19 protein-coding genes are annotated in these 13,332 nt (G+C 39.7%); 10 read left to right on the top strand and 9 right to left on the bottom strand.

Features of this window, described 5'->3' with window-relative positions; genetic code table 11:
* Positions 1-19 precede the first annotated feature (19 nt).
* The 6 genes from LXM54_RS06120 to LXM54_RS06095 all read right to left on the bottom strand — a co-directional run bounded on the left by LXM54_RS06120 (position 20) and on the right by LXM54_RS06095 (position 3,542).
* Positions 20-709: a DsbA family protein gene (locus tag LXM54_RS06120; protein WP_233314191.1), complete on the bottom strand. Its 690-nt coding sequence runs from the start codon at positions 707-709 to the stop codon at positions 20-22.
* A 30-nt stretch (positions 710-739) separates the two neighbouring features.
* Positions 740-1,141 (bottom strand): DoxX family protein, encoded by a 402-nt coding sequence (locus LXM54_RS06115; protein WP_233314190.1) that lies wholly within the window; start codon positions 1,139-1,141, stop codon positions 740-742.
* Between the two features lie 107 nt (positions 1,142-1,248).
* On the bottom strand, positions 1,249-2,088 hold the full coding sequence (locus LXM54_RS06110; protein ID WP_233314189.1) for a M56 family metallopeptidase: 840 nt from the start codon (positions 2,086-2,088) through the stop codon (positions 1,249-1,251).
* Between the two features lies 1 nt (position 2,089).
* The gene (locus LXM54_RS06105; RefSeq protein ID WP_233314188.1) at positions 2,090-2,506 is read right to left on the bottom strand and encodes a BlaI/MecI/CopY family transcriptional regulator; all 417 of its coding nucleotides are present in this window, start codon (positions 2,504-2,506) and stop codon (positions 2,090-2,092) included.
* Between the two features lie 166 nt (positions 2,507-2,672).
* Positions 2,673-3,176 carry a GNAT family N-acetyltransferase gene (locus LXM54_RS06100; protein ID WP_233314187.1) on the bottom strand — a complete coding sequence of 168 codons (504 nt, stop codon included), beginning with the start codon at positions 3,174-3,176 and terminating at the stop codon, positions 2,673-2,675.
* Positions 3,177-3,302: 126 nt separating this feature from the next.
* Positions 3,303-3,542 (bottom strand): YueH family protein, encoded by a 240-nt coding sequence (locus tag LXM54_RS06095; RefSeq protein WP_233314186.1) that lies wholly within the window; start codon positions 3,540-3,542, stop codon positions 3,303-3,305.
* Between the two features lie 309 nt (positions 3,543-3,851).
* On the opposite strand from LXM54_RS06095, the gene LXM54_RS06090 reads away from it, so the two are divergent.
* The 5 genes from LXM54_RS06090 to LXM54_RS06070 all read left to right on the top strand — a co-directional run bounded on the left by LXM54_RS06090 (position 3,852) and on the right by LXM54_RS06070 (position 6,857).
* Positions 3,852-4,475, top strand: coding sequence for a TVP38/TMEM64 family protein (locus LXM54_RS06090; protein ID WP_233314185.1), 624 nt, complete (start codon positions 3,852-3,854; stop codon positions 4,473-4,475).
* A gap of 106 nt (positions 4,476-4,581) precedes the next feature.
* Entirely contained in the window at positions 4,582-4,812 is a 231-nt protein-coding gene (locus LXM54_RS06085) for a hypothetical protein (RefSeq protein ID WP_233314184.1), read from the top strand.
* Positions 4,813-4,999: 187 nt separating this feature from the next.
* Positions 5,000-5,863: a GyrI-like domain-containing protein gene (locus LXM54_RS06080; protein WP_233314183.1), complete on the top strand. Its 864-nt coding sequence runs from the start codon at positions 5,000-5,002 to the stop codon at positions 5,861-5,863.
* Between the two features lie 27 nt (positions 5,864-5,890).
* Positions 5,891-6,352 (top strand): DinB family protein, encoded by a 462-nt coding sequence (locus LXM54_RS06075; RefSeq protein ID WP_233314182.1) that lies wholly within the window; start codon positions 5,891-5,893, stop codon positions 6,350-6,352.
* A 73-nt stretch (positions 6,353-6,425) separates the two neighbouring features.
* Positions 6,426-6,857: a hypothetical protein gene (locus LXM54_RS06070; protein WP_233314181.1), complete on the top strand. Its 432-nt coding sequence runs from the start codon at positions 6,426-6,428 to the stop codon at positions 6,855-6,857.
* 48 nt (positions 6,858-6,905) lie between these two features.
* On the opposite strand, the gene LXM54_RS06065 is transcribed toward LXM54_RS06070, so the two are convergent.
* Positions 6,906-7,142: a hypothetical protein gene (locus LXM54_RS06065; RefSeq protein WP_233314180.1), complete on the bottom strand. Its 237-nt coding sequence runs from the start codon at positions 7,140-7,142 to the stop codon at positions 6,906-6,908.
* 90 nt (positions 7,143-7,232) lie between these two features.
* Here LXM54_RS06065 and LXM54_RS06060 point away from each other — a divergent pair, with 90 nt between their 5' ends.
* Entirely contained in the window at positions 7,233-7,991 is a 759-nt protein-coding gene (locus tag LXM54_RS06060) for a class I SAM-dependent DNA methyltransferase (RefSeq protein WP_233314179.1), read from the top strand.
* 32 nt (positions 7,992-8,023) lie between these two features.
* Here the strand turns inward: LXM54_RS06060 and LXM54_RS06055 are convergent, their stop codons facing one another.
* Positions 8,024-8,785 carry an SDR family oxidoreductase gene (locus LXM54_RS06055; protein ID WP_233314178.1) on the bottom strand — a complete coding sequence of 254 codons (762 nt, stop codon included), beginning with the start codon at positions 8,783-8,785 and terminating at the stop codon, positions 8,024-8,026.
* A 547-nt stretch (positions 8,786-9,332) separates the two neighbouring features.
* On the opposite strand from LXM54_RS06055, the gene LXM54_RS06050 reads away from it, so the two are divergent.
* Positions 9,333-9,980: a YcnI family copper-binding membrane protein gene (locus tag LXM54_RS06050; RefSeq protein WP_233314177.1), complete on the top strand. Its 648-nt coding sequence runs from the start codon at positions 9,333-9,335 to the stop codon at positions 9,978-9,980.
* 44 nt (positions 9,981-10,024) lie between these two features.
* Here LXM54_RS06050 and LXM54_RS06045 read toward each other — a convergent pair whose 3' ends face one another.
* Positions 10,025-11,284, bottom strand: coding sequence for an erythromycin esterase family protein (locus LXM54_RS06045; protein ID WP_233314767.1), 1,260 nt, complete (start codon positions 11,282-11,284; stop codon positions 10,025-10,027).
* A 246-nt stretch (positions 11,285-11,530) separates the two neighbouring features.
* Between LXM54_RS06045 and LXM54_RS06040 the strand changes: the two genes are divergently transcribed.
* The 3 genes from LXM54_RS06040 (at position 11,531) to LXM54_RS06030 (ending at position 13,331) form a co-directional block, all read left to right on the top strand.
* Positions 11,531-12,493: a glycoside hydrolase family 43 protein gene (locus LXM54_RS06040; RefSeq protein ID WP_233314176.1), complete on the top strand. Its 963-nt coding sequence runs from the start codon at positions 11,531-11,533 to the stop codon at positions 12,491-12,493.
* A 185-nt stretch (positions 12,494-12,678) separates the two neighbouring features.
* Positions 12,679-13,020, top strand: a complete 342-nt coding sequence (locus tag LXM54_RS06035; protein ID WP_233314175.1) for a DMT family transporter — start codon at positions 12,679-12,681, stop codon at positions 13,018-13,020.
* Positions 13,020-13,331, top strand: coding sequence for a DMT family transporter (locus tag LXM54_RS06030; protein WP_245399861.1), 312 nt, complete (start codon positions 13,020-13,022; stop codon positions 13,329-13,331). The genes LXM54_RS06035 and LXM54_RS06030 overlap by 1 nt, the downstream gene beginning before the upstream one ends.
* Position 13,332: the final 1 nt, after the last annotated feature.

Raw genomic sequence — 13,332 nt, 5'->3', positions numbered from 1 at the left:
ATGTACTCTCTAACGATTCTTACTTTTCAGCTGCTTCATTGACCATTTCCAATAATTCATCATAGCTGTTGCCTTCAAATTTTACTCCATTAACATAAATGGATGGCGTGCCAGTAATGTTCAAGCTTTTCACATCATCCATATCATCTTGGAGAGAACTTTTGTATGTTTCATTTTGGAAGGCCTCTGTTACTTTCGTAGCGTCTTCATCAGATGCACCAGCATCCTTCAAACGGTCTGTTAAGAATTCTTCCGTATACGTTTCGACTGTTTCATTGTCAGGCTGATTAGCGTAGACAGAATCATGGAATTTCCAGAATATCTCATCACCAAGTTCATTAAAAACAGTTTCGCCGTACAAGGCAGCAGTCGTAGAATCTGCATGAATAAACGGATAGTTCATGTAATAGAATTTAGCTTTTCCAGTGTCGATCAAGTTTTCCTTTAAAACTGGGAAAAAGGACTCGTTAAAGTTTTTGCAGACAGGACAGCGGTAGTCCCCAAATTCAACGATGCTCACGCTCGCTGATTCTTCACCTATAACAGGCTGATTGTCATAATCAAAATCAAAGCCTTCTTCAGGCAAATTTGCTAAGATGATAAGCCCTGCGATACATGCGACAACGATGCCGATGATCCAATAAATGAAACTAGAAGGCTTGTTTTTTTTAGATTGCATGTTATTTTGTTTTTTCTTCGTTTTTGCCACAATGACTTCTCCTTTTATTTACCAAGCTTTTTAAACATTCTGTTCTTTCCTCTTACTAGATAGTATAACATTTTCTACAGCATATGCCTGTTCTTTATTTAAAACTAATAGCAGAGACATTGCAAGCAAAGCCAAATCGAATTCATATCCGCCGACAAATCCATTTTGCAGATTAACTGTTGCAATTGCGACTACCATGATAGCAGCAAATAATGCAGCAATGATTCTTGTAGCAAGACCAAGAATAATAAGAGCACCGCCGATTAATTCTATACCAGCGACAATGTAAGCAGAGAAGCCTGGTAAACCTAAACTGCTGAAGAAGCCAGCTGTATTTTCCAGTCCTCCTTGGAATTTAGACAGTCCATGAGCGAAAAATATCGCACCTAAAACTACTCGAATAATAGCGATTCCGATATTTGCGTTTTTCATTTTTATTTGCCTCCTTATAATTATTGTATATAAAACACCACAACAGCAGTGTGTATATTAAATAGATTAGATACACTACATTGTGTAGTGTAATAGCTTAAAAAAAATTAGTAGCGCAGCAATTGTGCGAAGATTGCATTAAGCAGGACGAAAATAGATAGGGATGCAGTAGCATTTAATAGCGGCCATTTAATTCGATTGCTAGTATTTGGCTCAATCATGTTTTGAATACGGTAGTTTACAGAGCCATCTGCAAAGGAAACAAAACTTGCCGGTTTTAGTTGCGTACTGTTAATCATTTTCAAAAGGGCCCTTGATATATGCAGGCGCTGTCCGCTTTTTTCAATAGCATAATTATCTGCGAGTACTTCTCGAACAATTGAAAATTGCTGTGCCAGCCATTTCAAGATAGGAAGGAACCAAAGCACCTTCGCAAAAAGCTCCATAATAAAGGTTTTTCCTGGGTCTAACTGATTTAAGTGATGAAATTCATGATAAATCACAGACTCAATCTCTTCATCAGATAGAATTTCCCATAAGCCGGTTGACAAGACAATCTTTGGCTTAAAAAACCCAATTGTAATCGCAAAAGGCTGTTCAGATTGGATGACTTGAATACGGTCTGTCTCATACCGATTATTCCATTTACGGCTTAACTCTTCTATTGCCAATCCACTCATTTTCTTTTTAAGGTTGTGCAGCTTTTTTATCTGTATGGTGCAGAACCACAGAGAATGCAGGATGGTAAATAAGACAAATGCAAGGAGAATATACTCTAGAAATGGAACGCCAAACATTTCAAACAGCGCTTGGCAAGCTTGGAACAAGTTAAAACCAACGTCAAAATTACTTGTGAGCGAATAAATATACCAAATCATCTGAATAAGAATACTGCTGCTAATCATTATGCTGATCAGCAGCAGGCCAATAGCATAATTTCTCGTCATCTTATCGATCCTTTTTTAAATCTTTTATTTTTTGTTCCAGTTTTGCTACTAAACCTTCATCGACATTTTGCAGTGCATCAAGCATATGGTTGACAACGACACTAGATCCGAACTCATCCATCAGCTCATGTGTAAGCTCCTTTGATTGCTTATTTAAGAAGTCATCTCTAGTGAGAATCGGCGAATAGAGGGATGTTCTCCCTTCATGGCGCTTTTGCAAAAATCCTTTGTCTGTTAAACGGTTCATGACCGTCATGACGGTATTAAAGCTTACAGTCTTGTCAGGTTCTAAGTATAATTGCACCTTTTTTATGGAAAGCTCATCTTTTTCCCAAAGCAATTCCATAATTTTGGCTTCTAAAGGGCCAAAAAAACGATTTAATCCTTTTTCATGCACTTTGAATTTATTAATTCTCATGATAGTTGCACCTCACACTACATATTGTAGTGCAGTAAATTAGGCATAGTCAAGGAATCAGGTGCAGTGTAACAAAACAGTAAATAAATCGTAATAACTAAAAACCTTAAAAGAGCACACCATCAGCAGTGTTTAACAAGATGTGTGCTCATCCTATAGAAGTGATTTACAAAACAAGCTGGAAAAGTGCCTCATCTTGTTCGATGTCTTCTGAATAATTAATTCCTAAGTAAGAGAAGCCAATTCTGCCTAGAACATTTAAAGCATGTCTATTTTCAACACTTGCTTTGGCGATGATACTTTTTGGTTCATACACTTCTGCTGCATATTGAATACAAGCAACAGCTGCTTCAGCTCCGTATCCTTGCCCCCAAACATCTTTAATAAAATGGAAGATAAGCTCGATGTCCTCTGATTTTGCTTCTAAATCAAAACCTGCTGCACCGATGATTCGTCCTGTCGCTAATTCTTCTACAGCATATACAGAAACACCGAAATCCTGGTGTGTTTGTTCATAGAAATGAATGACTTGCGGCAGTAGGGCTGCCTCAATGCTTCCACCTGTATAAGCCATAACTTCTTCACTGCCCCAAAATGACTCGCATGCTTTTAGGTCCTCATCAGTCAAAAAGCGGAAGCCAAGCCTTTCACTTGTAAATAGATAACTCATATTTAATACTCCTTCAAACAATAAATGGGATATACATAGAGTAGCAGAAGTCGGACCATTCGTCCAAAGGAAAAGGGCAACCTTAAAGTCAGTAATTTTGGAGGTGGTGAAAAAGAAAAAAATATGTTAGCATTTTGCAGTATGCTCAAGTATCTTATCAGCCAATTCGGTTATGTCGCCTTCATACATGTGAAATTGCAGGGAGGCTTGAATATATTCATTTTGTTTCACTTCGTCATCGCTTAGCTGTAACTCTGCAGACCAATGGATGGTTGGAATTGCTACTATAACTCGTCCATCTTCCGTACGGGTTATATAAAGCTCCGTATCTTTCTGGCCTAAATTTGTGTCTAATACAATAGCCATAGGATTACCTCCTTTTGGGATTACAGACAATTATACGCTTCTTTAAATACCATATCTTGCATATTTGGCAAATTTAATCAAATTGTAAAGGAATTTGCCGAAATATAATAAAACCGATATATTATCCATGTTTATTTTTGCCTGTTTAACAGGTAAAGAGGGAGCAGACAATAAAGTGCTAAAAGATTTGGCCGAAACACCATAACCTAGGCGTTTAGCGGTATCCGGTTGGCGGAGCCGGCCATATAAATATGAAAAAGGTGATAGCTTATAAAAAATTTATGGAAGTTACTTTCTTTTGCCGGAACGGTGTTACTGGTCGGTTTCTTGTTATATGAACTCGAAATTTTTCATGCAATCAGAAACGGGAAGCTGGAGGAATTTACAGCTTATTATCGAAATAACGAGATTTATGCACTTATTTTAAGTTTAATTATCATGATTGTACAAAATAGCTTTACAATCATACCGTTAATTCTTGTCATTACCATTAATTACTATGCCTTTGGCTTTTTTTATGGATTTCTTTGGAGCTGGGTATCAAGTATTATTGCGGCAGTTGTTGTATTTATAGCTGTACGCTATTGGTTTCAGGATTTTGTCCAAAAAAAAGCGCATGGCGAAGCACTTAAGAAGATCGAGGATAAAGGTGGTCATTATGTGTTTTATGCACGGATATTTCCGCTTTTCCCTACAAGCATATTAAATATATTGGCTGCAGTAACAACTATCTCTCTTAAAGGGTTTGTAACAGGAACAGCTATCGGTAACTTTTTGTACTTTTTTGTTTTGTCTTTAATACCATACGGCTTTTTGTCAACCGATATTAATCCGATTTTAATCGTACTGATCATCGTAGTAATTACAGCCGGCCTTTATTTCGTGCAAAAGCAAAGGAAAAATAAAGTAAAAACTTCATCTAATCCTAAATAAGTAAAAGCTGCCGGGAAATTTTCAGGCAGCTTTTGACATTTTTGGTGAAAAAGTTGAAACTATATGAACAGTTAATCCGTATAACAATAAAAGGAGGCTGAAAATTATGTATATTGTTATCTTGTTAGTCATTATTCTGTCAGTTATATCTCTATTTACGAACAGCTCAAAGGCATCCAAGCGTTCCCGATCTTCTCATGCAAGCTATACGCCTTGGGACTTACCTAATAATGGTTTCCATGATGGAGGACATAGCTTTCATTCTTCCAATGATTGTGGTCCATCTTTCGGAGATGGTGGCAGCTGTGGCGGTGACGGCGGCGGAGGAAGCTCGTAATTTACGAAAAAGTCCAGTTTTTACTGGACTTTTTTTGTTTTTATAAATCCTGTTATTAAATAAGGGGAGGAAAAAGGAACAGCAATAAAGAAGTGTAGTAAGATTACAATCTGTTAGCGGAAAGCAAGAAAAAACAGGCAGGGAAATACCAGAAAAAGCTAATATAAAATAAAAGGATGTGATGTAAGTGACATGGCTGGAAGGATTGCAAAAGGCGCTTGATTATATCGAGGATCATCTTGATGAAGAGCTTTCGACAGCAGAAATTGCTAAGCAGGCTTGTCTGTCTTCATTCCACTTTCAGCGGACGTTCTCTGTACTGACAGACACAACTGTCGGAGAGTATATCCGGAGAAGGCGGTTGTCTGCTGCCGGGCAGGAGTTGATGAATAAAGATTTAAGAGTGATTGATGCAGCAATCAAATATGGTTATGAGTCTCCTGAGGCATTTACGAAGGCTTTTCGCAAGCAGCACGGAATAACACCAAGCGCTATCCGCAGCGGAAAGGGGAAGCTTACGATTTACAATCCTTTTGCTATACAAATCGTTTTGAAGGGAGCAGAACCAATGAATGTAAAGATTGTCCATATGGATGAGTTTCAAGCAATTGGGAAAAAGCAGTCCTATTCGTATAAAGAGGGAGAGAACCTGAAGGGAATTCCGCTTTTTTGGGAGGAAGCTAATCGTGATGGCACGATTGATTCCCTTGCAGAATGGAATGATGGTTGTGTTAAAGGGATACTGGGAATTTGTGCGGAGATTACTAGCTCAACTAAAGATATGGATTACTGGATTGCAGTAGCCACAACGAAAGACAAGGCAGAAGGATTTGAAACCATCACTATTCCACAATCAAAGTGGGCTGTGTTTGAGGTACATGGACCAATGCCTCATAGTATGCAAAACACGTGGAAGCAAATATATGCAGAGTGGTTCCCGAAAAGCGGCTATATCCAAACAAACTCGCCACAGCTTGAGGTGTATGGAGAAGGAAAGGCGGATAGTGAAGATTATTATTCAGAAATATGGATTCCAGTTGACAGATCATAAACTTTAGAGGAAAAGAAAGGAGAACAGATGTATTCATTATTCCAATATAATTGGCAAGTGCGAGATGAATGGCTGAAGTGGTGTGAAACCTTGCCGGAAGCAGAGCTCCTCCAGAAAAGAACGGGAGGAGTGCAAGGAATTCTCGTAACACTCGTTCATATTATCGATGTAGAATATAGCTGGATAGCAGCTCTTAGCGGCAAGAATGCAGATGAGTTTACGCTGGTTGACTATAACAGTCTTTTGAAGGTAAAGACATTATCGGATAGAATGAAGCAGGAGATAGAGGAGATACTGACAGCACAGCTTGCTAAAGACCTGCATGAGCATATTAAAGTACCATGGAATAAGGAGACATTTACAAGAGGCGAAATTATTAACCATTGTATCGCCCACGAGATTCATCATATCGGCCAGTTGTCTGTGTGGGCCCGTGAACTAGGAATAGCGCCAGTTAATCCTAATTTTATCGGCAGAGGATTATTCTAAAATAAAAAGTTAAGTAAAAGTTAAGACTCTTAACTCATAATGAACCTACATTATGAATTAGGAGAGAAAATAAATGAAAAAACTACAACATTTCGCCGTAATTGCCGCTATGCTATTATTGCTTGCACAATCAGTACTAGGAATCACATCTTACTTCAGCTCAGGATCTGTTCCAGATGGAGCACAGATGGGAGGACAAGCACCAAGTATGCAAATGAATGGAAGCAGTACCGACACGTCAAGTACTAATACAGTACAAAGCACAGATACAAGCACAACAGATACAGAAGCTTCTACTGACAGCACAACTTCTGGTTTTGATCCAAGTCAGGGAGGAAATATGCCTGCCATGAATGGCACAAATGGTCCTGGAGCAGCAGGTGAGAAGAATATCGGAGAATTAGTACTGAGTATTGCCGGAATAATCTTTTCTGTCGGCGGCTTAAGCATAACTGTGCTTGGGTGGAGAAAGCCGAAAAATACAGCACAAGCACCAATTGTCTAAACAAAAAAAGCATTTCGTTCTATATACGAAATGCTTTTTTGTTATGGATTAATGGCGATAATACGGTGGATAGTAAGGATAATAATGGTAAAATGGGTTTGGACTCATATAGGCAGGAAACTGCTTATATGGATAGATAATAGTTGGATTACCTGCACCGAAGCCTGATGTTGGTGCCACAAAGCCAGTCAATGCTCCAGGCATGTGTGCGGCTACGGGTGCAACATGTACACCTGCTACTACAGGTGCGCCCCCATGCAATCTTGTTGTACGATACACTGTCATTTTCCCCTCCTTTACCGATACTTTATGAAGGTGGTGGATAATGGGTGATAGGTTATCAGATAGAACTTATACTAAGGGAGGGGAAGCCGAATGAGCAATTTTGAAGAATATGAAAACCCTGAACGATACGACGCGGAAAATGAAGCATATAAACCAGAGCTGCCGTTATTATCGGAATATGCCAAGCTTGTCTGTGGTCCAATAACTGATCTTGCATGCGGAACAGGACGAACTGCCATTCCGCTGGCAGAATTAGGGTTTTCGGTGACAGGCGTTGATATCCAAAAGAATATGCTAAACCGCGCCAAGGAGAAAGGCGCTCAGCGGAATGTATCAATTAATTGGCTGCATGCAGATTTAACGGACTTTAAACTAGCAGAAAAAAGCAAGCTTCTGTACATGGTCGGCAATTCCTTTCAGCATTTTTTGACAAATGAAGATCAGGATAACTTGCTCAAATGTGTCACAGCTTCCCTCCAAGAAGGAGGCTATTTCATCTTTGATACCAGATTTCCATGCAAAGAAGAATTGCTTCAGCCTGTTACAGAGGAATATTGGAAAACATATAAAGAACACAAAAGCGGTCTGTCCGTCCAGCTTTCTACCATCAGCCATTATGATGATGTAAGACAAATTCAGCATTATGTAACAATCCGTAAATTTATCAAGGAAAACGGGGAAGTGCAAAAAGAAAGCAGAACGAATATTAAGCTCCGCTATGTGTACCCGCAGGAGCTGAAACGACTGTTAGCTAGTCATCAGCTTGAAATGGTTGCTATATATGAGGATTGGAACAAAACCCCTTTAAAAAACGGCAGCCAGAACATGATTTGTATTTGCAGGAAATAACAAGAGGACAGCAACACTGCTGTCCGCCCCTTTTAAAAGTCAGGATTGTTTTGCTTAAAACCAGCCCAAACTTTCGCTGTTTGTTCATCATTTTCTTTAATGGTTGCATGAAGGCGATCAGCAGCTCCTCCGTAAGCAATTTCAGTTAAGCCCAATTCTAATCCTTCAAAAATTCCATTCGCAAAATCGTCAAGCGGAGCACCGAATGTATGAAGTCCCGCCCCTCCTAAATCTGTATTGACAGCTGGCGGCAGCACTTCGATTACTTCAACACCAGCGTCTTCGAATTGAAGGCGCAACGACTTTGTGAAGGACCGTAAACCTGCTTTTGTAGCACTGTATATCGGCACCCATACACCTGGAGTAAGAGACAGTCCAGAAGTGACATTCATGATTGCTGCATTGTCTTTTCTGATTAAATGGTCTGCAAGCAGCAGTATCAAATGAATCGGAGCGTTGAAATTAGAAGTGATTTCTTTTTCATAATAGCTCCATGACTCTGCTGCATTTTTTAAATTTACTCGCTGCTGGATACCCGCATTGTTCACTAAAACATTCAAAGACGGGTATTCTGTAAGAACCCATTGAGCCAAATCAATCCGGGACTGCTCATCCGTCAAGTCGCAGGATTTCGTTATAAGTCCTGGATAGGCTTTTTTTGCTTCCTCTAATTTTGCTTCATTTCTGCCCACAATAATGACTGTATTGTCTCGTTTCAGAAAGCGCTCGGCAAAGGCAAGTCCTATACCTGAGCCTCCTCCTGTAAGCAGGATTGTATTACCAGTCAGCTTCATATCCCCCAGACTCCTTTTACAAAAAAATGTTTTCAAAATATACTATAAAGCTTTTCCTATATACAGCAAAAATAATTGCTTAAAAGAACTTTTATTTGATCCGATGAATGATAGCGTCGCATGTTACAAGAATAATCGATTTTGTCACGATATCTTGTATTTCCCACAAGCCATTGCCGTGATCATAAAAAAAGTAATGAATTTTATGTTTGTATATTACTTTTTGCCCTAGTTGCATATCCATCACCTGATTCTAAAGAATGTAGTTACTACAAGCTTACTGCAAATATTGGCTATTTTTTAAGGGAGGAAATTACTAATTTGTGACAGTTATGTGACTGTTAATACAAAAAATAGATGTTATTTAAATCTGCGTTTTAAAAATAAACTTTTTGGCAAAAATGGTCATGATGAATTATTCACAAAACAGACACATTTTTAATGTGAAGCGCTTTATAATTCTGTTAAGATAAAAAGGACTTATTACTATTCGCATAGTGTTTAGTTACCAGCACTTGTGAAAAAAAGAACAAAAGGAGTTAAAAGCATGATACATACGAAAAGAAAGCTAACGGCGTTTTTAGTCGCGTTTGCGGCAGTTTTCTTCATTGCACTTCCAGCGAGCGCACATGTTACCGTAAAACCTACTTCTTCTACTACAGAGGCATGGGAAACGTATACGGTTAAAATACCTGTTGAAAAGGATATTAATACAAATAAAGTTGCTATCAAGATTCCTGAGACTGTAGATTTCAAAATGTATGAGCCTGTTGAGGGTTGGAATGTAACTACAGAGACTAATGATGATGATAAAGTAACTACTGTTACATGGGAAGCTGCAAATGATGATGCAGCGATTAAACCGGGCGAATACCGCCAATTCAGCTTTACTGCGCAAAACCCTGCTGAAGCAGGGGACGTTGCATGGGATGCATTCCAATACTATACAGATGGAAGCATCGTTGAATGGACTGGGGATGAGGATGCAGACCTACCGCACTCTGTGACAGAAATTGCTGCTTCAACAGCAACAACAGACAGCCACGGACACACACATGAAGATGAAGCTGAAACGGATGAAGCAGATGCAGGTGATGAGGACCAAGCTGGCTCTTCGACTAGCACAATCTTATCCATTGCTGCGATTGTTATATCAGTGATCGCCATTATCATGACATTTATGAGAAGAAAATAAGCCATCACTTTAAGGGAGCAGACAACTGCTCCCTTTTCTTTAGGTTACTCTTCTTTTACTTCAACAGGCAAAGGGGAGAGAGCCTGCGTTTTATCTACATGAATAAAGCTGTCGTAACGTTCGGAAATGCTGGAGGGCACATAGTTGCCGTATTTTTCATATTCAGGATGATACACGACACCAACTGCTCGATGTCCTACTCGTTCTTCAAAAAGATGCTTGTTTTCATCTGTGAAAATTAGGAATTTATCATGCGCACCTGCCCGATGCAGCAGCTCTTCCCAGCTGCCGCGCATTGCTTTTGGCAACGGCATGATTTCAAAGGGCGCTCCCCATTTTTCGGCAGCAATCACCGTTCCAGTATATGTCCCAAACCCGACTGAAAAGATGTTTTCCTTGCCAAATTTTTCACGAGTGATTTGACCGACATTTTCTAAGCCTTCTAACTCCATGGTTGTTGCCCGGGCATCACCAATATGGGTATTGTGCTCCCAGATAATTCCTTTTGCTTCACTGCCATAAAATTTGCTGATGTTTGATAATGCTTCAACCATATGATGATCTCGGATATTCCATGATTCCTGGTCATCTGTAATCATTGTTTTATAATAGTTTTCGGCATTTTTGGAAACTAATGAATTGATTTCAAGACTTAGCTGCTCCTCTGAATTTGACTCACTGTTCTTGCGGATGGATTGCAGCACGTCAAGCACTTCCTGTCGGCAGCTTTCCCCTAAAAGAGCAGCTGACATTCCGTATGTTTGTGGTTTGCGATTATACGGCTCAAAGCATTCAATCGCTTTTAAAGCTTTATCAATATGTGGCGAATTTGTTTTTTGCAGATATTGAATAATGGCCTCCATAGATTCCCACAGACTGTAGACATCCAAGCCATAAAAACCTGCCATTTTGTCTGAATCTTGCTTGCTATTGTAGTTTTTGAGCCATTCAAGGAGTGGGATGATTTCTTGATTGGCCCACATCCAAGTAGGCCAGCGGTTAAAATGGCCTAGCACATCTTCTGCCCGATCGGCTGTTGAACGATTCTTAATATAACTATTAGCCTCAAAGCAAGAGGGCCAGTCTCCTTCAACAGCAACAAAAGAAAAACCGTGGTCTTCAATCAGTTTTTTCGTAATTTCAGCTCGAAGGGAATAAAACTCTGACGTGCCGTGTGTTGCTTCCCCAAGCAAGACATATTTTGCTTTTCCTGCTTTTTTAATTAGTGGGGCGAGATCATCAATAGTGTGAAAAGGTTTACTATGCTTTTGAATATTTTCAATCTGCTTGTTGATTTTTATCAGCATTTCTAACTCCTCCGTATAAGTAATGGTATAAAAATAGCTTGTTCTTTCCTATCAGATGTATGCAATAGGATAGAAACCGAAAATAAAAATAGAAAAAACGGAAAAAAACTGCAGAATTCGCGAAAAAATGAAAGGGTTTTCACTGCGTGAAAGAGAATAATACCATTGTTTGGCATTAAAAAGGGAGGGGGATGTCCGTACAGATTTACAACGCTTTTCATTTTGAGAAAAGAGGGGATAACGATGAAAAGGAAAGGGAAAAAATTTTCGTTTAAAATTGCTTTACTTATCCTTGTTGCTTGCTTCTCTATCACTAGCTCAGCGTCAGCCAGCTTTTGGAATTTAACAGGAGATTTGCAAATACATGATCCGTCTATCATAAAAGAAGGCAACACATGGTATACATTTGGAACTGGAAGCCCAAATGGCATTAGAGTGCTTCGTTCAGATAACGGCACAAACTGGTATCAAGCGCCGACGATTTTCCCGACTGCTCCAGCATGGTGGGCTAATTATGTGCCTAACTATGAGAAAAACCAATGGGCACCAGATATCAGCTACTATAATGGAAGATACTGGCTGTATTATTCTGTATCTTCCTTTGGTTCTAACACATCGTTAATCGGATTGCTTTCCACACCAAGTATCTCGTCCGGACAATGGCGCGATGATGGTCTTGTTATCCGTTCCACTTCGTCGAATAATTATAACGCAATCGACGGCGATCTTGTCATTGACAAAGATGGAAATCCATGGATGTCATTCGGATCATTTTGGAGTGGCATCAAGCTGACTCGTCTTGACAAGACAACGATGAAGCCGACAGGCAGTTTGTATTCCATTGCATCAAGGCCGAATAATAATGGTGCAGTTGAAGCGCCAAATATCGTTTACCGTAACGGTTATTACTATTTATTTGTATCCTTTGACAGCTGCTGTCAAGGTGTGAACAGCACATATAAAATGGCGGTTGGCCGTTCTACATCAATTACTGGACCTTATGTAGATAAGAATGGTGTCAATATGTTAAATGGTGGCGGTACAATTTTTGATACAGGCAATGACCGTTGGAAAGGGCCGGGTCATTCTGATATTTTGAACAATAACATCATTGTCCGTCATTCCTATGATGCACTGAACAATGGTATGCCGACAATGCTGATCAATGATTTGTATTGGGATTCAAGCGGTTGGCCAACCTATTAGCGATAATATAACAATATAAAAAGCAGCGGGTTTTGGACAATTGTTTGAAAACCGCTGCTTTTTATAGTATGTTTCCTATTATTGTTGTTGTTTTTAGAGTGAGCATAAAGTATTGACTTATAATTATTGATGTGAAATAATACTAACGAACGGTCGGTAGGTGATTTTGTGAAGGAGGAACAGCAATGAATCGACATTGGATAATGGTGCTTGCCGCAGGCTTAATGGAGGTTGTGTGGGTGTCCGGCTTAAAGCATGCCAACAGCGTAATAGAGTGGGCAGGCACTATTGCTGCAATTATCATCAGCTTTGTCGTGCTAATATATGCGACAAGATATCTGCCAGTAGGAACGGTATATGCTGTATTTACAGGCCTAGGCACAATGGGGACAGTCATTGCGGAAATGGTCTTTTTCGGTGAACCATTCCGCATCATAAAGCTCGTGCTTGTTGTTGTATTACTTGTAGGAGTCGTCGGCTTAAAGCTAGTCACAGACGAAAACAGCACAGAAGGGGAAGGATCATAATGGCTTGGTTAGCATTGGTTGGAGCAGGATTATTTGAAGTGTTCGGTGTCGTGAACATGAAAAGGGCAGCCATGAAAAAATGGGATGCAGTGGTTTTGCTGATTATCGGTTTTGCATGCAGCTTTTCTCTGCTATCATATGCTATGAACACTATTCCGATGGGAACTGCCTACGGTGTTTGGACAGGAATCGGCACAGTCGGTTCAGCACTGCTCGGCATGTTCCTGTACGGAGAACCGCGCGAAGCAAAAAGGCTGTTATTCATCGGACTTATTTTAGCAGCGGCAATCGGCTTAAAGTTAATTGGCTAAA

The sequence above is a fragment of the Bacillus sp. Au-Bac7 genome (genome assembly GCF_021341655.1).
In the GTDB taxonomy this organism is placed as follows: Bacteria; Bacillota; Bacilli; order Bacillales; family Cytobacillaceae; genus Niallia.
The sequence above is the reverse complement of the archived record's forward strand: the minus strand, read 5'-3'. Positions and strand labels throughout refer to the sequence as shown.